20 protein-coding genes, 1 tRNA gene and 1 other RNA gene are annotated in these 22,628 nt (G+C 72.0%); 15 read left to right on the top strand and 7 right to left on the bottom strand.

From position 1 onward, the window contains the following. The first annotated feature begins 4 nt into the window (after window positions 1-4). From IG84_RS0100105 to IG84_RS42535, 3 genes are read left to right on the top strand one after another with little or no spacing between them, the layout of a single operon-like run. Window positions 5-982, top strand: a complete 978-nt coding sequence (locus IG84_RS0100105; RefSeq protein ID WP_031049538.1) for an ABC transporter permease — start codon at window positions 5-7, stop codon at window positions 980-982. Beyond that, entirely contained in the window at window positions 979-1,842 is an 864-nt protein-coding gene (locus IG84_RS0100100; RefSeq protein ID WP_031049534.1) for an ABC transporter permease subunit, read from the top strand. Before IG84_RS0100105 ends, IG84_RS0100100 begins: the two co-directional genes overlap by 4 nt. Beyond that, window positions 1,839-3,470: an ABC transporter ATP-binding protein gene (locus IG84_RS42535; protein WP_063761721.1), complete on the top strand. Its 1,632-nt coding sequence runs from the start codon at window positions 1,839-1,841 to the stop codon at window positions 3,468-3,470. The genes IG84_RS0100100 and IG84_RS42535 overlap by 4 nt, the downstream gene beginning before the upstream one ends. Here IG84_RS42535 and IG84_RS0100090 read toward each other — a convergent pair. After that, a complete protein-coding gene (locus IG84_RS0100090; RefSeq protein ID WP_031049526.1) occupies window positions 3,394-4,275 on the bottom strand; it encodes a DUF72 domain-containing protein in 882 nt (293 codons plus the stop codon). The two genes, IG84_RS42535 and IG84_RS0100090, sit on opposite strands and share 77 nt — an antisense overlap. A gap of 18 nt (window positions 4,276-4,293) precedes the next feature. Further along, the gene (locus tag IG84_RS0100085) at window positions 4,294-6,240 is read right to left on the bottom strand and encodes an elongation factor G (RefSeq protein ID WP_051861185.1); all 1,947 of its coding nucleotides are present in this window, start codon (window positions 6,238-6,240) and stop codon (window positions 4,294-4,296) included. Between the two features lie 214 nt (window positions 6,241-6,454). On the opposite strand from IG84_RS0100085, the gene IG84_RS0100080 reads away from it, so the two are divergent. Continuing rightward, a complete protein-coding gene (locus tag IG84_RS0100080; RefSeq protein ID WP_157848794.1) occupies window positions 6,455-6,664 on the top strand; it encodes a hypothetical protein in 210 nt (69 codons plus the stop codon). Window positions 6,665-6,963: 299 nt separating this feature from the next. Here IG84_RS0100080 and IG84_RS0100075 read toward each other — a convergent pair whose 3' ends face one another. Further along, window positions 6,964-7,302, bottom strand: coding sequence for a MerR family transcriptional regulator (locus tag IG84_RS0100075; protein WP_031049520.1), 339 nt, complete (start codon window positions 7,300-7,302; stop codon window positions 6,964-6,966). 228 nt (window positions 7,303-7,530) lie between these two features. Between IG84_RS0100075 and IG84_RS0100070 the strand changes: the two genes are divergently transcribed. After that, a complete protein-coding gene (locus tag IG84_RS0100070) occupies window positions 7,531-7,905 on the top strand; it encodes a hypothetical protein (RefSeq protein WP_031049515.1) in 375 nt (124 codons plus the stop codon). A gap of 143 nt (window positions 7,906-8,048) precedes the next feature. Here the strand turns inward: IG84_RS0100070 and IG84_RS0100065 are convergent, their stop codons facing one another. The 4 genes from IG84_RS0100065 to IG84_RS0100050 form a co-directional block, all read right to left on the bottom strand. Continuing rightward, entirely contained in the window at window positions 8,049-8,357 is a 309-nt protein-coding gene (locus tag IG84_RS0100065) for an SCO5918 family protein (protein ID WP_031049511.1), read from the bottom strand. A gap of 50 nt (window positions 8,358-8,407) precedes the next feature. Then, window positions 8,408-9,961 carry a DEAD/DEAH box helicase gene (locus tag IG84_RS0100060; protein WP_031049508.1) on the bottom strand — a complete coding sequence of 518 codons (1,554 nt, stop codon included), beginning with the start codon at window positions 9,959-9,961 and terminating at the stop codon, window positions 8,408-8,410. Between the two features lie 310 nt (window positions 9,962-10,271). Further along, on the bottom strand, window positions 10,272-10,475 hold the full coding sequence (locus tag IG84_RS0100055; protein WP_031049505.1) for a cold-shock protein: 204 nt from the start codon (window positions 10,473-10,475) through the stop codon (window positions 10,272-10,274). Window positions 10,476-10,987: 512 nt separating this feature from the next. Next, window positions 10,988-11,075, bottom strand: a tRNA-Ser gene (locus IG84_RS0100050). Window positions 11,076-11,205: 130 nt separating this feature from the next. Here IG84_RS0100050 and ffs point away from each other — a divergent pair. The 10 genes from ffs to IG84_RS0100005 all read left to right on the top strand — a co-directional run bounded on the left by ffs (window position 11,206) and on the right by IG84_RS0100005 (window position 22,565). Then, window positions 11,206-11,304: signal recognition particle sRNA small type (gene ffs, locus IG84_RS39215), an RNA gene on the top strand. Between the two features lie 90 nt (window positions 11,305-11,394). Then, window positions 11,395-14,103, top strand: coding sequence for a DNA polymerase III subunit gamma and tau (locus IG84_RS0100045; protein WP_037798903.1), 2,709 nt, complete (start codon window positions 11,395-11,397; stop codon window positions 14,101-14,103). 195 nt (window positions 14,104-14,298) lie between these two features. After that, on the top strand, window positions 14,299-14,658 hold the full coding sequence (locus tag IG84_RS0100040) for a YbaB/EbfC family nucleoid-associated protein (RefSeq protein WP_078600555.1): 360 nt from the start codon (window positions 14,299-14,301) through the stop codon (window positions 14,656-14,658). 166 nt (window positions 14,659-14,824) lie between these two features. Beyond that, a complete protein-coding gene (recR, locus tag IG84_RS0100035; RefSeq protein ID WP_030259945.1) occupies window positions 14,825-15,424 on the top strand; it encodes a recombination mediator RecR in 600 nt (199 codons plus the stop codon). Continuing rightward, window positions 15,417-16,076, top strand: a complete 660-nt coding sequence (locus tag IG84_RS0100030; RefSeq protein WP_031049499.1) for a DUF5063 domain-containing protein — start codon at window positions 15,417-15,419, stop codon at window positions 16,074-16,076. The genes recR and IG84_RS0100030 overlap by 8 nt, the downstream gene beginning before the upstream one ends. A 495-nt stretch (window positions 16,077-16,571) precedes the next feature. Beyond that, window positions 16,572-17,843: an aspartate kinase gene (locus IG84_RS0100025; RefSeq protein WP_030259949.1), complete on the top strand. Its 1,272-nt coding sequence runs from the start codon at window positions 16,572-16,574 to the stop codon at window positions 17,841-17,843. Beyond that, on the top strand, window positions 17,840-19,021 hold the full coding sequence (locus tag IG84_RS0100020; RefSeq protein ID WP_078648512.1) for an aspartate-semialdehyde dehydrogenase: 1,182 nt from the start codon (window positions 17,840-17,842) through the stop codon (window positions 19,019-19,021). Before IG84_RS0100025 ends, IG84_RS0100020 begins: the two co-directional genes overlap by 4 nt. 520 nt (window positions 19,022-19,541) lie before the next feature. Continuing rightward, on the top strand, window positions 19,542-20,117 hold the full coding sequence (locus IG84_RS0100015; RefSeq protein WP_031049491.1) for a SigE family RNA polymerase sigma factor: 576 nt from the start codon (window positions 19,542-19,544) through the stop codon (window positions 20,115-20,117). Further along, window positions 20,114-21,526: a DUF4232 domain-containing protein gene (locus IG84_RS41955; protein WP_245659176.1), complete on the top strand. Its 1,413-nt coding sequence runs from the start codon at window positions 20,114-20,116 to the stop codon at window positions 21,524-21,526. Before IG84_RS0100015 ends, IG84_RS41955 begins: the two co-directional genes overlap by 4 nt. 145 nt (window positions 21,527-21,671) lie before the next feature. Beyond that, window positions 21,672-22,565, top strand: coding sequence for an SURF1 family protein (locus IG84_RS0100005; protein ID WP_078648510.1), 894 nt, complete (start codon window positions 21,672-21,674; stop codon window positions 22,563-22,565). Window positions 22,566-22,628 lie beyond the last annotated feature (63 nt).

The raw sequence follows: 22,628 nt of genomic DNA, 5'->3' as shown, positions 1-22,628 counted from the left end.
CGCTGTGCGCGGTACCGGTACCGCGCACAGCACCGGCCTGCGGGCCTGGGTGGCCCGCAGGCTGCTGCTCGGGGCCGGCCAGACCGTGGCCGTCGTCCTGCTGGTCTTCGCCCTGACCGAGGCGCTGCCCGGGGACGCGGCCGTGGCTCTCGCGGGCGACCAGCCCGACCCGGCCCGCATCGCGGCCATCCGCGAGGCCCTCCACCTGGACCGGCCGGCGCACGAACGCCTCGCCGCGTGGGCGGCCGGCCTCCTCCACGGCGACCTCGGTACCTCCCTGACCTCCGGCCGCCCGGTCGCCACCTACCTCGCGGGCGGTTTCGGCCCGACCGTGCTGCTCGCGGCCCTGACGGTGGCGCTCCTGATACCGGTCTCCGTCGGCCTCGGCGTGCTCGCCGCGCGCCGCGAGGGCCGGCTCGCCGACCGCCTCATCAGCTCCGCGACCCTGGGCGTCTACGCCGTACCGGAATTCGCCCTCGGCGTCCTCCTCGTCACGGTCTTCGCGCTCCGCCTGGGCTGGCTGCCGCCGACCGCCGTGGGCTACGGCACCGACCTGCTCGCGCACCCCGCCGCGCTCGTCCTCCCGGTCCTCGTCCTGCTCGCCCGGCCGGTGTGCTCGCTGGCCCGCCTGGTCCGGGCCGGGATGATCGACGCGCTGGCGTCGCCGTACGTCGCGCAGGCCCGCCGGTACGGCATCGCGGGCGCGCGCGTCCGGTACACGCACGCCCTCCCCAACGCCCTCGCGCCCGCGGCGCAGCAGTTGGCGCGCACGATCGACTGGCTGCTGTGCGGCGTCATCGTCGTCGAGGCGCTGTTCGTGATCCCCGGCCTCGGCACGGTCCTGATGAACGCCGTCGCCGAGCGGGACATCCCCGTCATCCAGGGCCTGGCGGTGGTCTTCGGGCTCACCGCTGTCGTCCTGAACCTCGGCGCGGACCTGGTGGCGCGCCGGTTCACACCCCGAGCGGCGGTGGCCGCGTGACGCCCCGTACGAGCACGGCCCGCCGCAGGCCGGGCCGCTTCGCGCTCGCCCTCCTGATCACCGCCGTACCGCTCCTGATCGCGCTCCTCGGCCCGCTGCTCGCGGGCGAGCCCGGCCCCCGCGCCGCCTCCTTCACCCTCGGGGGCGGGCACTGGGCCGGCACCGACTTCGTCGGCCGGGACGTCTGGCGGCAGGTGCTGCTCGGCGGCCGTACGGTCGTCCTGACCGCGCTCGCCGCCACCGCACTGGCCTACGCGGTGTCCCTTCCGCTCGGCCTGATCAGCGCGCTCACCCACCGCGGCTGGCTCGAAGAGCTCCTGATGCGCCCGCTGGACGTCCTCCTCGCGGTCCCGTCCCTGCTCCTGATCCTCCTCGCCGCGGCGGTGTTCTCGCCGGGTACGACGGGCCTCGCGCTCCTCGTCGCCCTGGTCAACATCCCGGACGCGGCCCGCATCATCCGCGCCACCGCGGCCGAGGCGGCCGCCCGCTCCGCCGTCGAAGCGCTGCGGATGCAGGGCGAGACGTGGTGGCGGATGGCCGTGGGCTACGTCGGCCGCTCGGCCCTGCGCACCCTCGCCGCCGACGCCGGCACCCGGCTGACCGGCGTCCTGTACCTCGTCGCCACCGCCGCCTTCCTGGGTGTCGGCGTGGCCCCGGACGCCGCCGACTGGGCGGTGATGGTCGACCGCAACCGCACGGGCCTCTTCGTCCAGCCGTGGGCCGTCGTCCTGCCCGCGGTACTGATCGTCGCGCTGACCATGGGCGCGAACCTGCTCTTCGACGCGGCACTGACGGGACCGGGGCGACGCCGGACACCGCTCCGAGAGCCATCGCCGGTACGGAAGGAGACCCGCCCGTGAACGGGGCCACGCACACCTCCCCCTCCCTGCTGCCCACCGGCGACCCGGTCGCCGAGATCGAGGACCTGCGAGTCGTGCTCGACTCCGCAACGGGACCCGATCGCGCAATCGTCGACGGGGTGTCCCTGGGGCTCTACCCCGGGCGGATCACCGCGCTCGTCGGCGCGTCCGGCAGCGGCAAGACGACCACGGGGCTGGCGCTGCTGGGCGAGTACCCGCCCGGCGCCCGCGTCACCGGCGACGTCCGCGTACCGGACGGCCTCATCGGTTACGTCCCCCAGCACCCGGCCGCCGCCCTCAACCCCGCCCGCCGCGTCGACGCCCTCCTCCGCGACATCGCCCGCGCCCAGGTACGCGACCTGCCCCGCCGCGACCGCCGCACGGCCGTCACCGAACGCGTCCTGCGCGCCTGCGCCGAGGCCCAACTGCCCGACGCCGAAGCACTGTTGCGCCGCTACCCGCACCAGCTCTCCGGCGGTCAGCAGCAGCGCTTCGTCCTCGCCCAGGCCCTGCTGACCGGCGCCCGTGCGGTGATCGCCGACGAGCCGACCACCGGCCAGGACGACCTGACCAAGCGCCGCATCGTCGAACAACTCGCCGGCCTGGCCCGCCAGGGCATCGCCGTCCTCCTCCTCAGCCACGACCTGGACGTCGTACGCGCCCTCGCCGACAACCTGTACGTCATGCGCGCGGGCCGCGTCGTGGAATCGGGCCCGGCGGCCGAGCTGTGGCAGTCACCCCAACACGAATGGACACGCGAACTGTTGTCGGCCGCGGAACCCCCCTCCGCCGTACGTCCTCCCTCCGCCCCAGCCACCCACTCCGGCCGTGAGGCCGAGCCCCCCGCCACCTCCGACACCGTCCCCCTCCTCCACGTCCGCGACCTGACCGCCCGCCACCACCGCACCCCCGTCCTGCACGTCCCCGACCTCACCCTCCGCCCGGGCGAGTGCCTGGCCGTCGTCGGCCGGTCCGGGAGCGGCAAGACGACCCTCGGCCGCTGCCTGGCCGGCCTCCACCGCACCCACGACGGCGAGATCCTGCTCGACGGCACCCCGCTCCCGCGCAGCCTGCGCTCCCGCACCCGCGCGGAGCTCGCGGCGGTCCAGTACGTCTTCCAGGACGCCCGCGCCGCCTTCGACGAACACCGCCCGGTCCTGGACCAGGTGGCCCGTACGGCCGTCCGGCTGCGGCACGTCCCCGCCGCCGCGGCCCGGACCGAGGCCGAGGACACCCTGGCCGATCTCGGCCTCCCCGCCGACCTCGTACGCCGCCGTCCCCAGCAGCTCTCCGGCGGCGAACTCCAGCGCGCGGCCCTGGCCCGCGCCCTCCTGGCCCGCCCCCGCGTCCTGATCTGCGACGAGATCACCTCCGGCCTGGACACCGTGACCCGCCGCGCCCTCCTCACCCTCCTCACCGACCTCCTCCACACCCGCCCCGACCTGTCCCTGATCCTGATCACCCACGACCGCGACACCGCAGCGGCGGCCACCCACACCGCGGTCATCGAGAGCGGACGCCTCTCGGACCACGGCCCCACCCGCCAGATCCTCAGCGCACCGCCTCGGGCAGGAGTTCCTGCATCGTCTCCGCCGCCCGTATCGCCGCATCCCCGCAGCAGTTGTTGAAGAGGACGTGGACGGTGTCGGCCCGGTCGGCCATGGACCGGATGCGCGGTAGCCATTCGGCGAGTTCGGGCGTCGAGTAGGTGTGCCGGTACTTGTCCTCCTTGCTGCCCGTTCCCCATGCGTCGCTCCGGCCGTGGAAGCGGACCACCGCCGTGCCGGGTGCGGTCACCGGGGTGACGGGCGGTACGGAGGCCGGCAAGGTCTGCGTCATGTCCACGGCCACGGCCGCCATGCCCAGCCCCGAGAGCAGCGCCGCGGTCCGGTCGGCCGCCTCCGGCCGCCACCAGCCGGGGTGCCGGAACTCGACGGCGACGGGCCAGCCGTCCGTACGTTTCGCGCACTGTTCGAGGAACTCCTCGGCCCGCGCGCCGGGCGCGTACCACGGCGGGAACTGGAACAGCAGCGTGCCGAGCCGGTCGGCGCTCCGCAGGGGTTCGAGTGCTCCGGTGAACCGCGTCCACACCTCGTCGAGCAGCCCCGGGTCTGCGTCGCGCGGATTTCGGGGACCGCGTGCGAATGCCGGGCGCAGCTCGGCAGGGAGCGCCGCGGCCCGGGTGGGGTGGCCGGTGAGGAGCGAGAACGCCTTCACGTCGAAGCGGAAGCCGGGCGGCGTGCGGGCCGCCCACAGTTCGCTGTTCCGGGCGCTGGGCAGCGCGTAGTACGTCGCGTCGGTCTCCACCACAGGAAACCGCCCGGCGTAGTACCGCAGCCGCCCCTCCGCGCCCCGGCTCCCCGCCGGGTACCAGCCACTGCGTACCAGCGCCGGATCCGTCCATCCACACACGCCCACGGCAATTGCACCCATAGCGCCCGGCTACCCGTGTTACCGGGCACTCACCGCCCGGGCCGGGCGATAGCCGGAGAAGGTGGACTCCAGTACGCCCTCGCCGCGCGTCAAGGAGGGGAGGGCGCGCTGGAGTTCGCGTACGCCGGCCGCGGGGATCGTGCCTTCCAGGCGGCAGGCGGAGTTCCGCAGCAGGGGAGTGTCCGGTACGGCGCCCAGCCGGGCCAGTACGGGCAGTACCGGGCCGAGTGCGTCGGCCGGCAGGTCCAGCAGGAAGCGGTGCACCGGCTCGTGGACCTCCGTGCCGGCCTGTCGCAACGCGCGCATCAGGACCAGCGGGGTCAGATCGCGGAAGTCCCCGGCCGTGCTCGACATGCTCTTGTCGAAGACGGCGTGTGCGTGGCTCTGCCGTGCCGCGTACCCGGAATGCGTCAGGGTGACTGAGCAGTCGGGGACGCGCCAGCCGTGCGGGCCTCCCCGGCGCAGCGTCTCGCGCACGGTCTCCTCGACCGCCTTGATGAACGCGTACGGCATCGAGCCCAGTTCGCCCGCCAGCCGGAAGTCCACACCGTCGCCCGGCGGTGCCGGCTCGACGCGCAGCCCGACGGTGGCGAGGAACGGATTGCCGTCCTTGTGCATGATCTCGAAGGCCGCCCCCGTGCCGACGAGCCGCTCGATGCAGATCACCGTGGTGCTGCGGAACGCGACCTCGATACCGAAGTCCTGCGCCAGCGTCGCCTGGACGATCTCCTTCTGCACTTCCCCGTAGAGCGATACGGACAGCTCCTGCCGGACACCGTCCTGGCGCAGACCGATCAGCGGGTCCTGCTCGGCGAGCCGGGAGAGCGCGACGTGCAGGGCGGCCTTGTCGGACGGGTGGGAGGGGACGACGACGGTTTCGAGTGTGGGTGGCGCGAAGTGCCGGGAGGCAGCAGCACCACGGCCGTTGGGGCTCGCCCCGCGGCCGGTTACCGTGTCACCGATCCGTACCTTCTCCAGGCCCCACAGCACCCCGATCTCCCCGGCGGCGACCACCCCGCTCCGCCGCACGACCACGCCCCGCTCGACGACCCCGACCGCGGTGACCTTGCCCTCCGTACCGCCCAGGGCCACCCGGTCCCGCGTCCGTACCGCCCCCGAGAACATCCGGACGTACGCGAGCTTCTCCCCGGCCGGTCCGCGCTCCACCTTGAAGACGGTGCCCGACAGCGGTCCGCCCGCCGCGCCCGCGGCCGCCGGCAGCAGCTCCTTGATGCCGGTGGTCAGCGCGTTCACGCCCGCGCCCGTGATGGCCGAGCCGAAGAACACCGGGTGTACGAGGGCCTGTTGCGTCTGCGCGGCCAGTCCGGCCCGGAGCCGGTCGTACGGCACCGCCGTCTCGTCCGCCACGTACGCGGCCAGCAGCGCGTCGTCGTGGTCGGCGAGCACCTCGGTCAGCCGCGCCGCGAAGTCCTCGTCGGCGTCCGCGTACGGGACCCACGCGGCCCCCGGCGTGCCCGCCGCACCGCCGACGGTGCCCAGGGCCACGACCGCGGCGTCCAGCTTTTCGCCCAGCTCGCGGACCACGGACGCGCAGCGCGCTCCGCGCCGGTCGATCTTGTTGACGAAAATGAGCGTGGGGATACCGAGCCGCCGCAGCGTCCGCATCAGAATGCGGGTCTGCGGCTGCACCCCTTCCACCGCCGAGACGACCAGCACCGCGCCGTCGAGCACGTGCAGCACCCGCTCGACCTCGGCGATGAAGTCCGGATGCCCGGGCGTATCGATCAGGTTGACCGTCAGTTCGTCGTCGACGACGAACGACACGACCGCGGACTTGATCGTGATCCCCCGCTGCCGCTCCAGCTCCAGCGAATCCGTCCGCGTACTTCCGTCATCGACGCTGCCGACCTCGTCGATGACCCCGGCGGCCTGCAGCAGCCGCTCGGTCAGGCTCGTCTTACCGGCGTCGACGTGCGCCAGAATTCCTAGATTCACATACTGCACCGAGCGTCATGTCCTCCGAATGGGCGGCGATTACCTGCTGCTGGGACATGAACGTCTTCGGCATTTCCGTCTCCTTCTCCGGTGGCTTCCGGCAGTGCAGCAGACCCCCGCCCCTTCGGCAACGTATTTATTCGGGGATCTCCGCGGAACGCGGCGCTGCCTCGCCCCGGGCGTGGCCCGGGACGAGGCAGCGGTGGTTCCGTTCCTATGTGCGTTGGCCGGATTCTTCGGGCTGTTCCTGGCGCTGTTCCTGGGGCTGCTCCTGGGCGCGGATCATCTGCGCCATTGCCTCGAGGCTCCTGGCTGCGGCCGCGCCGCCGCCGCAGGTCAGGGACGCGATGAGGTTGCCGAGCAGACCCGCCCGGTCAGCGACTATCCGTACCCGGCCGACTTCGACGACGAGACCCAGGAGGTCCAGCCGTAATCCCTCCGGAATATCGAGTACGACACACTCTTGAGCCGGTGTGGTCATTCTGAATCCCCCCTTGAAGGGCACTGACCGTGCTCTGATACCCCCTCGACGCACAGCCCATACTCGACCCGCGGATTGCCGCTCATGCCCGGCCGGAGTGGCCCGAACGAACGCAACTGACGTATACCCAGCACCATTTACCGAGCCCGGCAACGGGCGTCACGGAGGAATCGCCGAACACCCCACAGGAATGCGTCAACGAAAGAGACGTATGAGCTTCCGGACCACCGCCGCCGTCCGTTCCGCGCGGCTCAGTGCGTGCCGTCGTCCGGCTTGCCCTCGGCGCGGCGGTACTCGGCATTGATGCGCTGGGCCTCTTCGAGCTGGTCCTCGAGGATGACGATGCGGCACGCGGCCTCGACGGGGGTGCCCTGGTCCACGATCTCGCGGGCGCGGGCGGCGATCCTGAGCTGGTAGCGGGAGTACCGGCGGTGCCCGCCCTCCGACCGGAGCGGCGTGATCAGCCCGGCCTCGCCGATGGCGCGCAGGAACCCGGGAGTGGTGCCGAGCATCTCGGCGGCCCGTCCCATGGTGTACGCGGGGTAGTCGTCGTCGTCCAGCCGACCACTGAGCGGGTTCTCTGCTGTCATTTCACCTCGTTGAGCCGACCGTCGAGGGCCTTGGTGCCGTGCGGCATCAGGGCCCCGGCATCAGGGCCCCGCGGGAAATTCAACACCATCCGTCCGGGCTGCCGCCGCGCCGACCTCGTAGCCTTCACCGTGCGGCTGTTCAATGTCTACTCCGGCGAGGAGAGATTTCAGCCCGTTCGGCGGGCAGGCGTGAGCCGCTGATCGAGCCGCTGAATAGAATCGGCTCCCATGTCGAACCCTGACGTGCTGCTCGTCGACATCGCCGCCATGGTGGAGTCCGAGCAAAGCAATCAGATGCCCCTGACCGTCGTCACCAGCAGCGCCGTCATCACCGGCCGGCTGGCCCCCGAAGCCGTGTGGCGGCAGCGGGTGTCGGAGGTCCTGTCGGACTCGGCCCGCCTGGGCCCGTTCTCCGGCATCTTCACCACCGACCGGACACAGAACGGACACGGGGGCGTCGAAGCCCCCACGCACCTGCACTTCCATGTCGCCCGCATCCTGCAGGGCAGCATCGGTATCCCCGAGACGGGCGGGATGTACCGCGTCGCGATCCAGGACGTGAGCGCCTGGACCGTGGGCGACTTCAGCTACTCCGACCACTGAGAAGACGTATGCGTACCTGAGGCGTACGCGTCCCTGAGACGCACCCCTGAGACGTACGCGTCCCTGAGACGTACGAGAGGAGGGCCCTGCCGGTGTGCGCCGGCAGGGCCCTCCTCGTTGTGCTGATGCCGCTTCTCTCCCGCCTACTGCTCGGGGGTGGGGTTCCCGAGCAGCGCCGACGCGGTCTCCAGCGGGGAGAGAGCCTCCGTGGGTGCGGCCTCGGCCGTGTGGCACGTGAAGCCGAGCCGCGTCATGGCCCGGACGACCTCGCCCGCGGTGAAGTCCCGGCGGTCCTGCCGGGTGACGACCGCGCCCACCTGCTTGACGGGGAACTGACGGCGGCCGATCACCACCGAGTCACCCGTGACGGGCTCCGGCTTGACGCCCTTCATGGCGGCCAGCACCCCTTCCTTGGTCAGATCGAACGGGAAACGAGCGATGATGCAGCGCATGATGCCTCACAGACAGGGGGAGAGGGGCCGGCTGGCAGGGAGAGGGACGATCAGCGGGAGCCGGCCCCCGAGGCGGGGGCGGACTGCCGCTGGCCGGGGCCGCGCCGCGTGCGGTCGGTGCGCCGGTTCTGGGCGCTGCGGCTGCGACGGCCACGGGACGAGGAGGGGCTGCCGCTGCGGGGGCGCTCGGCGGCCGCCGGCTTGGGGATGGTGACCGGGACACCCGACGGGGCCTGCGCACCCGTGATGCGGCTCAGCTCCTCGTCACCGGAGCGGACCTGGGTGATCTGCGGGGTGATGCCCGCCGTGGCCATCAGGCGGCTCATGTCGCGGCGCTGGTTGGACGTCACCAGGGTGACGACGCTGCCGGACTCGCCGGCGCGGGCCGTGCGGCCGCCGCGGTGGAGGTAGTCCTTGTGGTCCTGGGGCGGGTCGACGTTCACGACCAGGTCGAGGTTGTCGACGTGGATACCGCGCGCCGCGACGTTGGTCGCGATCAGCGCCGTCACATCACCGGTCTTGAACTGGGACAGCGTGCGGGTGCGCTGCGGCTGGGACTTGCCACCGTGCAGGGCGGCGGCGCGTACGCCGTTGTTCAGCAGGTGCTGGGTCAGCTTGTCGACGGCGTGCTTGGTGTCCAGGAACATGATGAGCCGGCCGTCGCGGGCCGCGATCTCGGTGGTCAGCCGGTGCTTGTCCGTGCCGTGCACGTGGAGCACGTGGTGGTCCATCGTGGTCACCGCGCCCGCGGACGGGTCGACGGAGTGGACCACCGGGTCCGTCAGGTAGCGGCGGACCAGCCGGTCGACGTTGCGGTCCAGCGTGGCCGAGAACAGCATCCGCTGGCCCTCGGGGCGCACCTGGTCGAGCAGCGCGGTGACCTGCGGCATGAAGCCCATGTCGGCCATCTGGTCGGCCTCGTCGAGGACGGTGATGCCGACCTGGTTGAGCTGGCAGTCGCCGCGGTCGATGAGGTCCTTGAGCCGGCCCGGCGTCGCGACGACGACCTCCGCGCCGCCGCGGAGCGCACCGGCCTGGCGGCCGATCGACATCCCGCCGACCACCGTGGCCAGCCGCAGCTTCAGGGCGCGGGCGTACGGAGTGAGCGCGTCGGTGACCTGCTGGGCCAGCTCGCGCGTGGGCACGAGTACGAGGGCCAGCGGGCGGCGCGGCTCGGCGCGCTGACCGGCCGTACGGGCCAGCAGCGCGAGGCCGAAGGCGAGGGTCTTGCCCGAACCGGTGCGGCCGCGGCCGAGTACGTCCCGGCCGGCGAGGGAGTTCGGCAGGGTCGCCGCCTGGATCGGGAACGGCGTGGTGACGCCCTGCGAGCCGAGCTCGGCCAGCAGCGGCGCCGGCATGTCGAGATCGGCGAACTTCTCGACGGCGGGCAGCCCGGGGGTGACCGTCACCGGCAGCGCGAACTCGCCCTGGGGAGCGGCCTGCCGGCGTCCGTTACCGCCCGAGCGGCGCGGGGCGCCGGAACGGCCGGAGGACGGGGAGCCGAAACGGCCGCCGCCCCTGCCGGCGCCGGAACCGGAACCGCCGGAACCGGAGCCACCGTTACGAGAGCGGGTGTAGCGATCATTTCCGCGCGTGCGCTTCAATGGGAAACCTTCCTCGATGCGGCACGTATCAAGGAATACCCGCAGCGAATGCACAGCGCGGAGAATTGCGAGAACGAGCCGGATGAAATATGAAAGCGGGCCTGGCCGGTAATGAGCGGCCGCGGCGCCGTTACGCCCGGACGCGCGGCGCGGTCCGAGCAGGCGATCCGAAGAAACGCAGGCCCGTCGGCGAAGCGGATGAATTGCATCCGATTCCCTGAACGGGGCGTGCATCGGGTACGCCGGGAAAAGCAACGAGCTGGGGCCCGCACCCCAAGGTGCGGGCCCCAGCTGCGGTGATGCGTCAGCTTCAGGCGGGAACGATGTTCTCGGCCGTCGGGCCCTTCTGGCCCTGCGCGATGTCGAAGGTCACCTTCTGGCCTTCCTGGAGCTCACGGAAGCCCTGGGTGGCGATGTTCGAGTAGTGGGCGAAGACGTCGGGGCCGCCGCCGTCCTGCTCGATGAAGCCGAAGCCCTTTTCCGAGTTGAACCACTTCACGGTGCCAGCAGCCATGTCAATTTCTCCTTCGGGGCAGTTCCTGGAGCCCACACCTTGCGGGCTCCATGTCGCCGCGATGATCACCCCGCCGGAAAAAGACCGGAAACACAAAAAGCGCTCCCACCGGTACGGAAAACACGGTGGGGGCACTTGAAGTTTTGGGAACCACAACTGCAACTGGGATCGACAGTAGCACGGTACGGTCGGCACTGGGCGGTGAGTAATTCCACTTCACCTGCCGCGCAAGAAACCCTCCAGGCGCGTCACGCTGATTTCTCTCTCCGCGGTCACAGATATTTGCTCGCACGGGCGCAGCGTTTTTGGCCGCAAGGGCGCGGGGCCCGGGGTGCGGCCCGTGCCCGGGATGCGGGGCGCGGTCCGTGGAGCAGGAGGCTCGCCCGAGCTATGTCCGAGGACAGCCGGCCGCCCGTCCTCGGACGCAGCTCGTCGGTCGTCGGCCGCCGCGGAACGTCGAAGGGCCCCACCGCAAGCGGTGGGGCCCTTCGACGTAGTGCCCGGTGAGGCACTGGCGGAGGATACGAGATTCGAACTCGTGAGGGGTTGCCCCCAACACGCTTTCCAAGCGTGCGCCCTAGGCCACTAGGCGAATCCTCCGAGGAAGACATTACATGACGTGGAGGAGTGCTCGCGAACTCGATCCCCGGCCGACTCGTGTGACGTGAACAACCCTGCCCGGGGAGGGGGGTGAGGGTCGTTTCGGGGGCGCTGGATCAGGTACTGTGGGCGCAGCCCCTCACGTGGCGCTATCTGACTGAACTCCCCCAGGGCCGGAAGGCAGCAAGGGTAGGTCGGCTCTGGCGGGTGCGTGGGGGGCGTTTGCGTTCCCGGGGCGACGGCGCCGCGTCCCGGTGCGGTGACTGCGGGAAGCCGCGGGCGGGGCCGGTTGTCAGTGCGGGCCGATATCGTCGTATGCGTGTCATCCCTTGCGCTGTACCGCCGCTACCGCCCCGAGACCTTCGCCGAGGTCATCGGGCAAGAGCACGTGACCGACCCGCTGCAGCAGGCCCTGCGGAACAACCGCGTCAACCACGCGTATCTCTTCAGCGGACCGCGCGGCTGCGGCAAGACGACCAGCGCGCGGATCCTGGCGCGCTGCCTCAACTGTGAGCAAGGTCCCACTCCGACGCCGTGCGGGGAGTGCCAGAGCTGCATCGATCTCGCCCGTAACGGGCGGGGATCGATCGACGTCATCGAGATCGACGCCGCTTCGCACGGTGGTGTGGACGACGCGCGTGAGCTGCGCGAGAAGGCGTTCTTCGGCCCGGCCAGCAGCCGGTACAAGATCTACATCATCGACGAGGCCCACATGGTCACCTCGGCGGGGTTCAACGCCCTGCTGAAGGTGGTCGAGGAGCCGCCGGAGCACCTCAAGTTCATCTTCGCGACGACCGAGCCCGAGAAGGTCATCGGGACGATCCGGTCGCGTACGCACCACTATCCGTTCCGGCTGGTGCCGCCCGGGACGCTGCGCGAGTACCTCGGTGAGGTGTGCGGCCGGGAGGACATCCCCGTCGAGGACGGGGTGCTGCCGCTCGTCGTACGGGCGGGTGCCGGATCCGTGCGTGACTCGATGTCCGTGATGGACCAGCTCCTGGCCGGCGCCGGTGCCGACGGTGTGACATACGCCATGGCGACGGCGCTGCTCGGTTATACGGACGGGTCGCTGCTGGACTCGATCGTGGAGGCGTTCGCCTCGGGGGACGGCGCCGCGGCCTTCGAGGTCGTGGACCGGGTGATCGAGGGCGGGAACGATCCGCGGCGGTTCGTCGCCGACCTGCTGGAGCGGCTGCGGGACCTGGTGATCCTGGCGGCTGTCCCGGACGCGGCGGAGAAGGGGCTGATCGACGCACCGGCGGATGTGGTGGAGCGGATGCAGGCGCAGGCGTCCGTGTTCGGCGCCGCGGAGCTGAGCCGGGCCGCGGATCTGGTCAACTCCGGCCTGACGGAGATGCGCGGCGCCACCTCGCCGCGGCTGCAGCTCGAGCTGATCTGTGCACGGGTCCTCCTGCCCGCGGCGTACGACGACGAGCGCTCGGTCCAGGCGCGGCTGGACCGCCTGGAGCGCGGGGTCGGCGCGGCTGGGCTCGGCGGCGGCCTGCCCGCCGGAGCGGGCGGTGCGCCCGGCCCCGGTGGGATGCCGGTGATGCAGCCCGGTGGCGAGGTCCCGGCGGGATACGTGCCCGGGCCGGGTGCGCACGCGGCGCCGGCTGCCCCGGCGGGTCCCGCCGGTCCAGCGGCCGCGCGGGCCGCGGTCCGCGGGGCGACGAGCGGCCCGGCGGGCCCCGCGCCCACCGGCGGCGGCGCTCCGGCGGCCGGGGCGGATGTGCCGTCGGCCGGTGGCCCGGCGGGCGCCGGGCCGGGCGATGCTTCCGTGCCGGCGGCGGGCCCCGCGCCCGCCGCCGGCGGTGGTGCTCCGGCGGGCGCGTGGCCCTCGGGGGCGCAGCAGCCGGGCGGTGCGCCGGGTGAGAGTGGACAGGCGGCCGGCTCCGGTGCGGAGGGCGGCGCGGCAGCGCGCCGTCCGGGCGCCTGGCCCGGCGCCGCGAGCGGACCCGGCGGAGCCGGTGGGCCCGGCGAGCAGGCCGGTCAGCGGCCCGGAGCCTGGCCGACGAGCGGCGGTACGGGACCTCAGGGCGGCCCCGCGGCCGGTGCGGCCGACGGCGGTGCAGCCGGTGGGCGGCAGCCGGGCGGCTGGCCGACCGCGGCCGCGCCCGGAAGCCAGGGCGGCCAGAGCGGCGCGCCAGTACAGCAGTCGCAGGGGCAGCAGCCGCCCGCCCAGCAGACACCCGCCCAACAGGCTCCCGCCGCGCAGGCACCCGCCCCGCAGCCGTCCGCGCCCGCGTCACCGGCGCCGCAGCAGCCCGCGGGGCAGGGCCAGCAGTACGGCTCGGGCCGGCCCGCCGCTCAGGGGCCGGGGGCCGGTGCGCAGGGCGCTGTTCAGACACAGCAAGTACGGCAGATGTGGCCGGACATCCTGGAGGCGGTGAAGGGGAAGCGCCGCTTCACCTGGATCCTGCTCAGCCAGAACGCCCAGGTCGCCGGGTTCGACGGCACGACCCTGCAGGTCGGCTTCCCCAATGCCGGTGCGCGCGACAGCTTCGCGAACGGCGGCAGTGAGGACGTGCTGCGCGAGGCGCTGGCCGAGCGCTTCGGCGTGCAGTGGCGGGTCGAGGCGATCATCGACCCGTCGGGCGGCGCCAATCCGCCGGGCGGCGGCGCGGCCCCGCGCGGCGGAGGCTTCGGCGGCAGCGGCTCCGGTGCGCCCGGCGGTGGCGGCTTCGGCGGCGGTGGTGGTTACGGCGGTGGCGGTGCCCCGGCCGGGCCCCCGCAGCAGCCCGCGGCGCCCGCCCCGCCCCCGCAGGGCACGCCCGACCAGTCCGGAAGCGCGGGCGGCGGCCAGGGCGCGCAGCGCGCCCGGCAGGCCGTGGCCTCGGCCGGGGCGCAGCAGGCCCAGGCGCCGGCCGCCGAGCCCGCGTACCGCGAGCCGGAGCCCCCGTCGTACTCGATCGAGGAGGACATGCCGGCCGAGGACGACCCCGATCTCGTCGACACCGCCCTCAGCGGGTACGACCTGATCGTCCGCGAGCTCGGGGCGACGGTCATAGAGGAGTACAACAACGAGTGAGGCCCCGCCGGAAGACGGCGGAACGGAAAGTGAAGATCAAGCCCTGTATGTCGCTTTCCGTAATCGCCGCAGGCTCGGGGCCGCCAGGAGGAGACGTACATCCGTACTCCTTCCTGCGGTGTAGGGCGCGGCGGCCACGGAGCACGTAGGCTCGGGCTACCGCAAACATGTGTAGTCGTACGGCAGGAGTCCGCAGTGATCCCCGGTGGTCAGCCCGATATGCAGCAGCTGCTTCAGCAGGCCCAGAAGATGCAGCAGGACCTCGCGGCGGCCCAGCAGGAGCTGGCGCAGACGCCCGTGTCGGGGTCGGCGGGCGGTGGTCTCGTCAAGGCGACCGTGACCGGCGCCGGCGAGCTGAAGGGCCTGGAGATCGACCCGAAGGCGGTGGACCCGGAGGCGGCGACGCCCGAGGAGACGGCCGAGACCCTCGCGGATCTCGTCATCGCCGCCGTTCAGGACGCCAACGCCGCGGCCGCGAAGCTCCAGCAGGACAAGCTCGGCCCGCTCGCGCAGGGCCTCGGCGGCGGCAGTGGCATCCCCGGCCTGCCCTTCTGATTCCGGGCGGCGCCTGGCCATCCGGTCAGCGGCCGACCAGGAGACTCCGAACGATGGACTCCCCTTCGGCGGGGCGGCCAACTAGCGTACGGAGCAGGCGGGCAGGGCGACCGGAGACCAGAACCGGCGCCGGGGCCAGGGACAAGGACCAGGGAGAGAGCGTTCCGTGTACGAAGGCGTGGTTCAGGATCTGATCGACGAGCTGGGGCGGCTCCCCGGCGTCGGTCCCAAGAGCGCGCAGCGGATCGCCTTCCACATCCTCCAGGCCGAGCCGACCGACGTCCGCCGGCTGGCGAACGCGCTGATGGAGGTCAAGGCGAAGGTCCGGTTCTGCAGCGTGTGCGGCAATGTCGCGCAGGACGAGCAGTGCCAGGTCTGCCGTGACCCGCGCCGCGACCCCGCGGTCATCTGCGTGGTCGAGGAGCCCAAGGACGTCGTCGCGATCGAGCGGACGCGGGAGTTCCGCGGCCGGTACCACGTACTGGGCGGGGCGATCAGCCCCATCGAGGGCGTGGGCCCGGACGATCTGCGGATACGAGAGCTGCTGGCCCGGCTCGCCGACGGCACGGTCGGCGAGCTGATCCTGGCCACCGATCCGAACCTCGAGGGCGAGGCGACCGCCACGTACCTCGCGCGCATGATCAAGCCCATGGGGCTGAAGGTGACGCGTCTGGCCAGCGGACTGCCGGTCGGGGGCGATCTGGAGTATGCCGACGAGGTCACGCTCGGGCGGGCCTTCGAAGGACGGAGACTTCTCGATGTCTGATCCCACGTTGCACAACGTCACGCAGAATCCGGACGACTTCGCCGTACAGATCTCCGACTCGGTCGAAAGCTTCATCGTGGCGGTCACGGAAGTGGCACGCGGTGACGAGCCGGACAGCGCCGTGCCCTTCCTGCTGCTGGAGATCTCGCAGCTCCTGCTCACCGGCGGCCGGCTGGGCGCGCACGAGGACATCGTCCCGCAGGACCGGTACGAGCCGGACATCGGCCCGGAGCCGGACGTGGACGAGCTGCGTGAGCGGTTCGCGACGCTGCTGGACCCGGTGGACGTGTACAACGAGCTGTTCGACCCGTACGTACCGCGCAGTGCGCCCGTGGCCTGCCGGATCTCCGACGACCTCGCCGACATCGTGACCGACCTGCGGCACGGCCTCGCGCACTACCGGGCCGGGCGGATCAGCGAGGCCCTGTGGTGGTGGCAGTTCTCGTACCTGTCGAACTGGGGGCCCACCGCGAGCGCCGCGCTGCGCGCCCTGCAGTCGCTGGTCGCGCACGTCCGGCTGGACCAGCCGCTGGACGAGCTGGACGGCCTGGACACCGACAGCGGTGCCGACGGCGAGGAGAACCTGGAGGAAGAGGCCGGGAAGGTCATGGCGGCGGAGATCGCCGGACCGCTCGGCCTGCACCAGGCGTGAGGGCGGGTTTCGGTCTGCGCCGGGCGTGCGGGCGCGTACGGCGGGTTTCCCGGTGGCGCGAGCGTTCCTGCGTGCCCCTGCACGCCCCGGCGTAACACCGCACCCCCTGTGACCTGGCTTACGTTTCCGTACAGTTTCCGTGTGCTCTCCTCCGGAACGGGCAGGTGGCATGCCGAGCGGGCGCGACGATGCGCCACGCCGACCGTTTCGGGAGATACTCGGTAGCAGGACGCGAGTCGGCTCGCGCCGGTCACGGCGGAGGGCGCTTCGGTCGCGTACGGCCTCGCAGGAGGTCGCGTACGACCGGCACGCCGACCGTTTTGATCGCGTAGCGAGCAATGTGTCTCACGATGTGGTATTGGCGAGGCGGATTCCGCCTGCTCGATAGACTGAGCCGACCGCATGGCCCCTGAACAGGGGTCCGGAACGCCCGCAGACCTGCGGAACCCGCAGGCAGCCGGGGATCCGACAGACAGTTGCGAGGAGCGAGCACACGTGGGCCTTGTCGTGCAGAAGTACGGCGGCTCATCCGTTGCGGATGCCGAGGGCATCAAGCGCGTTGCCAAGCGAGTCGTCGAAGCCAAGAAGAACGGCAACCAGGTTGTCGTGGTGGTTTCGGCGATGGGCGACACGACGGACGAGCTGATCGATCTCGCGGGGGAGGTCTCCCCCATGCCTTCGGGCCGCGAGTTCGACATGCTGCTGACCGCCGGAGAGCGGATCTCCATGGCCCTGCTGGCGATGGCGATCAAAAACCTCGGACACGAGGCGCAGTCCTTCACGGGCAGCCAGGCAGGCGTCATAACGGACTCCGTGCACAACAAGGCACGGATCATCGACGTCACGCCGGGCCGGATCAAGACCTCCGTCGACGAGGGCAACATCGCCATCGTCGCCGGCTTCCAGGGTGTGTCCCAGGACAAGAAGGACATCACCACGCTGGGCCGCGGCGGCTCGGACACGACCGCCGTCGCGCTGGCCGCAGCCCTGGATGCGGATGTCTGTGAGATCTACACCGACGTCGACGGCGTCTTCACCGCCGACCCGCGGGTCGTGAAGAAGGCCCGCAAGATCGACTGGATCTCGTTCGAGGACATGCTGGAGCTGGCCAGCTCCGGTTCCAAGGTGCTGCTGCACCGCTGCGTCGAGTACGCACGCCGTTACAACATCCCGATCCACGTCCGGTCCTCGTTCTCGGGGCTGCGGGGTACGTGGGTCAGCAACGAACCGCAAGGGGACCAGCCGATGGAGCAGGCGATCATCTCGGGCGTCGCGCACGACACCTCCGAGGCGAAGGTCACGGTCGTCGGCGTACCGGACAAGCCGGGCGAGGCCGCGACGATCTTCCGTGCGATCGCGGACGCCGAGATCAACATCGACATGGTCGTGCAGAACGTCTCGGCCGCGTCCACGGGCCTGACCGACATCTCCTTCACGCTGCCGAAGACCGAGGGCCGCAAGGCCATCGCGGCGCTGGAGAAGACCAAGCCGTCGGTGGGCTTCGACTCGCTGCGCTACGACGACCAGATCGCGAAGATTTCGCTTGTCGGCGCCGGTATGAAGACCAACCCGGGCGTCACGGCGGGCTTCTTCGAGGCGCTGTCGAACGCGGGCGTGAACATCGAGCTCATCTCGACCTCCGAGATCCGCATCTCGGTCGTCACGCGTGCCGATGACGTCAACGAGGCTGTGCAGGCCGTCCACAGCGCGTTCGGTCTCGACACCGATTCCGACGAGGCCGTGGTCTATGGCGGCACCGGCCGATGATCACACCTGATGGGCTGACGCCGGCGGCCGACGGGCTGCCGGCACCGGCCCATGGGGCGTCGCTCCCGGACAGTGGTCCGGTGGCGACGGCCCGGGCGGGCCGCGCGGAGGACCGTGCGGCCCGCAAGCCGAACCTCGCCGTCGTCGGCGCGACCGGCGCGGTGGGCGGCGTACTGCTCGGCATCCTCTCCGAGCGCGCCGACATCTGGGGCGAGGTACGGCTGATCGCCTCCCCGCGCTCGGCAGGGCGCAAGCTGACCGTACGGGGCGCGGAGACCGAGGTCCTCGCGCTCGCCGAAGAGGTCTTCGACGACATCGACATCGCGCTCTTCGACGTGCCGGACGAGGTCTCGGCGACGTGGGCGCCGATCGCGGCCGCCAAGGGCGTGGTGGTCGTCGACAACTCCGCCGCCTTCCGGATGGACCCGGACGTCCCGCTGGTCGTACCGGAGGTCAACGCGCGCGCCGCCCGCGTACGGCCGCGCGGCATCATCGCCAACCCGAACTGCACGACGCTCTCGATGATCGTCGCGCTGGGCGCGCTGCACGCCGAGTACGGCCTGAGCGAGCTGATCGTCTCCTCGTACCAAGCCGTCTCCGGCGCCGGGAAGGCCGGCGTCGACGCGCTGCGCGGCCAGCTCTCCGCGGTGTCCGGTACGGAGCTGGGCACGGCGCCCGGTGACGTGCGGCGGGCCGTCGGCGACGACCTCGGCCCGTTCCCCGCGCCGATGGCGCTCAACGTCGTGCCGTGGGCCGGTTCCCTGCAGGAGGACGGCTGGTCCTCCGAGGAGCTGAAGGTCCGCAACGAGTCCCGCAAGATCCTCGGACTGCCGGAGCTGCGGGTCACCGCGACCTGCGTCCGTGTACCGGTGATCACCACGCACTCGCTGACCGTGCACGCGCGCTTCGAGCGCGAGGTCACGGTGGCCGGGGCACACGAGATCCTGGCCGCGGCGCCCGCCGTCGTCCTGTGCGACGACCCGGGGGAGGGCGAGTTCCCCACGCCCGCCGATGTGGTCGGCACGGATCCGACCTGGGTCGGGCGGGTACGCCGGTCCCTGGACGACCCGCAGGCGCTCGAACTCTTCGTGTGCGGCGACAACCTCCGCAAGGGCGCGGCGCTGAACACGGCACAGATCGCCGAAGTGGTCGCGGCGGAGCTCACGGGCCGGAGCTGACCGGCCGGCTCGGTTCCCCTCGAGTACTTGAAGTTCGAAGAACCCACTCCCCAAGAACTTCCCCCGTGGGTAATAATTCGCTGACTACTTGTGAAGGTCCTGTGAGCGGACCGTCTGTTCCGGTCCCTTGATCAGGGCCGATGGCCCGCTCGGTCATTCGCTCCCCGTCGTGCTGCAACCGCAGCCGCGCGGGGAGCGTCTTTGTCGCCGCCCCTCCTGGGCGTTCGGCACGGCACAGTTCGGCGACGCGCACGCACGGCGTACGGCGAAGGTCCCACGAGGGCCGCGGCAAGTACGTAAGACCGCCCTTACGGGCACGGGCAATATGGGGCATCGGGGAAGAGCTGGTACGCATGAGGGCATTCAACGCATCGCCAAAAACGGTGCCTTGCGCGTACAACCCTGACGGGGGGAAGCGTGTCCAACAGGCGTGGCAGAGGTACTCGGCATTGCAATCGGCCCTGGGAGCGCGGGCGGCGCGGCTGTGGCGCGGCCGTCCCGTACTCGCATCCCCGGTGGCATGCCGGTGATCGCCCCCTGGCCCGCCGCGCGTCCCACGCAGGCCCCGTCCCAGCACGGGAACGCTGACGACGCGATGGCAGCGGGCACGACAGTCGACCACCTCACCGAGACCTACAGAGCGCACTACCGCTCCCTGCTCGGTCTCGCCGCGCTGCTCCTGGACGACACCGCCTCCTGCGAGGACGTCGTCCAGGAAGCGTTCATCCGCGTGCACTCGGCGCGCGGACGCGTACGCGACCCCGAGAAGACCCTCGCCTATCTGCGGCAGACGGTCGTCAACCTCTCCCGCTCCGCGCTGCGCCGCCGCATCCTCGGACTGAAGCTGCTCTCCAAGCCGATGCCCGACATGGCGAGCGCCGAAGAGGGCGCGTACGAGCAGCTCGAGCGGGACCAATTGATCAAGGCGATGCGCGGTCTGCAGCGGCGCCAGCGCGAAGTCCTCGTGCTGCGCTACTTCGCCGACATGACCGAAGCGCAGGTCGCCGAGACGCTGGGCATATCGCTCGGCTCGGTGAAGGCGTACGGCTCACGGGGTATCGCGGCGCTGCGCGTCGCCATGGAGGCTCCGGCATGACCAGCAAGCAGCACGGCCCGCACGAGCCCGACGCGGAGGGTTCGGTGGGCCCGCACGGAACGGCGCGCCCGGAGGATGGGCACTCGGAGGACGGGCAGCCGGAGAACGGGCGGCCGGAGCGGGAAGCGGACGGCGAGGACGGGCAGCCGCAGCGGGAGACGCGCGGCGAGGACGGGCAGCCGCACGGTACGGAGCGTGGGGCCTCGGGGGCGGCATCGGCATCGGCGGGGGAATCGGGGTCGGCATCGGCGGGGGCATCGGTGCCGGATGACAACGGTGCCATGGGAGACGGCGGGCGCGAGGCGGACGCCGACGGCGGTCTCGGCGGGGCCGGGTTCGGTGGGTCCGGGTTCGATGGGATCGAATTCGGTGGCGGCAGTGGCTCCGGGGGCGGTGGCGAGGAGGAGCTGCGGAATCTCCTGCAGTCCGCCGTCCAGGACCTGGAACCGTCCCCCGACTCCCTCGACACCCTCCGCCGCGCGGTACCGGCCCGGCGCAGGCGCCGCCGGCACGCCGTGGTCGGCGCCGCCGCCGTACTGCTCCTCGGCGGTACGGCCATGCCCGCCATGCTGCACGTCGCGAACGGCGGGGACGACGCCGACGACCGCCGCGCCAACGCCGCCAGCAGCTCCGAGGCGCACGTCACCACCGGCGGCACCAAGGGCGGTACAAGCAGCCGGCACAGCGACCGCCCGGCCGGCAAGGACGGCAAGACGTCCGACAAGGACGGCGAGAAGACCGGCGAGGACAAGGGCACGGCGAAGGACGGCAGGACCGACGAGCCCGGCGGCCCCGCCGCCGACCCGGCCGCGACGATGGACGTCACCTCGCCCACCTGCCTGCGCGCCCAGCTCGGCAGCGGCAGCGGCAGCCTCGGCACGCCCGACGCCGAAGGCCGCGTCTACGGCTCCCTGCGGATCGTCAACACCTCCGCCGCGACCTGCTCGGTCGACGGCGGCGGCAGCGTGATCGCCGTCGCCCAGGGCAGCGCGGACCCGACCCGCGTCCAGGTCGTCGACCACACGGCGGGCGACGCCGCGCCGGGCCTGCCGGACCCGTCTGCCGCACCCGACCAGATCGTGCTGAAGCCCGGCCAGGCGTACGAGGTGAAGTTCGCCTGGATCCCGGCGGAGGGCGGCGGGCCTTCGGGCTGCGCGGCGCCCGGTACGCCGACGCCCGGCAGCTCCGAGGGGGCGGGCTCCGGCGAGCCGGCGAACTCCTCCTCGGCCGACGGCAGCGGCGACCAGGCGGGCAGCGGCAGCGACGGGCCGGCGGACGACGGTACGCAGGCGGCCAGCGTGGCGGTCAGCCACACCCCGGAGGCCGGCGAACCGTCGGCCGCGGCCACCACGATCAACGACGCCTGCGCGGGAACGGTGTACCGCACGGACCCGCTGCCGGGGCAGTAGCTCCCGGGCCTTGGGTGCCTTGGGCCTCGGACCTTGGACCTTGTGCGTGTAGAGCTGAGGGCCGGTGCCCGGAGGGCGGGGCGGGGCCGGGGCAGATACGGGCCCGCCGTCCGGGTACGAGGCACGTGCCCGTACCTTTGATGGTGTGTACCGGTTCCTGCTCACCCCGCGATGGTGGGGAATCAACGTCTTCGTCCTGCTGGCGATCCCCGTGTGCGTCTTCATGGGGAGCTGGCAGCTGAGCCGCTTCGAGGATCGCGTCGACACGCACCAGCAGCAGGAACACCAGGCGGCCGACGCCAAGACCGCGGCCGCCCGCCCGCTGACCGAGCTGCTGCCCGTCGACAAGAACACCTCGGGCCGGCGCGCCACCGCCACCGGGCACTACGACACCGGCCACCAGTTGCTCGTCCCCGGCCGGCAGCTCGGCGAGCGGACCGGCTTCTACGTGCTGACGCTGCTGCGCACCGACGGTGGCAAGGCGCTGCCCGTCGTACGCGGCTGGCTGCCGGGCGACGCGGACGCCAAGGCCGATGCGGCGAAGGTACCGGCGCCGCCGCGCGGCGAGGTGACCGTCACCGGCGCGCTGCAGGCGTCGGAGAACCAGGGCACGCAGGGCGTACAGACCGGCGGCGGCCTGCCGCAGGGGCAGCTCGGCATGATCAGCGCGGCGTCGCTGGTCAACATCGTGCCGTACGACGTGTACGACGCCTGGATCACGGTCTCGCACGCCCAGGCGCCGATGAAGGCCGTGCCGCCGGCCGCGGCCGAGGGCAGCGGACTCGACCTCAAGGCGTTCCAAAACCTCGGCTACACCGGCGAGTGGTTCGTCTTCGCGGGCTTCGTGCTCTTCATGTGGTTCCGCCTCTTCCGCCGCGAGTCCGAAGCAGCCCGCGACGCGGCGCTGGGTATTCCGGCGGAGGGGTTGGGGCCGGAGCGGGGGACGGGGGCTGGGCCGGAGACCGAGCCCGGGTCGGGGGCCGAGTCGGGCAGCGTTCCTGAGGCCGGGCCCGAGCGGAAGGTCTCTTCCGGCTCTTGAGGGGGCCTGGCCGGCTCGGCCGGGGGCTTGCCCGATGAGCTCCCCGGGGGGCCTCCCCCCTCC

This window comes from Streptomyces ochraceiscleroticus, assembly GCF_000720485.1.
Classification (GTDB): domain Bacteria; phylum Actinomycetota; class Actinomycetes; order Streptomycetales; family Streptomycetaceae; genus Streptomyces; species Streptomyces ochraceiscleroticus.
Note: the sequence above shows the minus strand (reverse complement) of the source record. Positions and strands in the feature narration are given on the sequence as shown.

Bases quoted from the DNA above. Each gene is read 5' to 3' on its own strand.
- IG84_RS0100090 (WP_031049526.1), bottom strand. From the start codon at position 4,275: ATGGGTGCAATTGCCGTGGGCGTGTGTGGATGGACGGATCCGGCGCTG.
- IG84_RS0100075 (WP_031049520.1), bottom strand. From the start codon at position 7,302: ATGACAGCAGAGAACCCGCTCAGTGGTCGGCTGGACGACGACGACTAC.
- IG84_RS0100070 (WP_031049515.1), top strand. From the start codon at position 7,531: ATGTCGAACCCTGACGTGCTGCTCGTCGACATCGCCGCCATGGTGGAG.
- IG84_RS0100065 (WP_031049511.1), bottom strand. From the start codon at position 8,357: ATGCGCTGCATCATCGCTCGTTTCCCGTTCGATCTGACCAAGGAAGGG.
- IG84_RS0100055 (WP_031049505.1), bottom strand. From the start codon at position 10,475: ATGGCTGCTGGCACCGTGAAGTGGTTCAACTCGGAAAAGGGCTTCGGC.
- IG84_RS0100030 (WP_031049499.1), top strand. From the start codon at position 15,417: ATGTCTGATCCCACGTTGCACAACGTCACGCAGAATCCGGACGACTTC.
- IG84_RS0100020 (WP_078648512.1), top strand. From the start codon at position 17,840: ATGATCACACCTGATGGGCTGACGCCGGCGGCCGACGGGCTGCCGGCA.
- IG84_RS0100015 (WP_031049491.1), top strand. From the start codon at position 19,542: ATGCCGGTGATCGCCCCCTGGCCCGCCGCGCGTCCCACGCAGGCCCCG.
- IG84_RS41955 (WP_245659176.1), top strand. From the start codon at position 20,114: ATGACCAGCAAGCAGCACGGCCCGCACGAGCCCGACGCGGAGGGTTCG.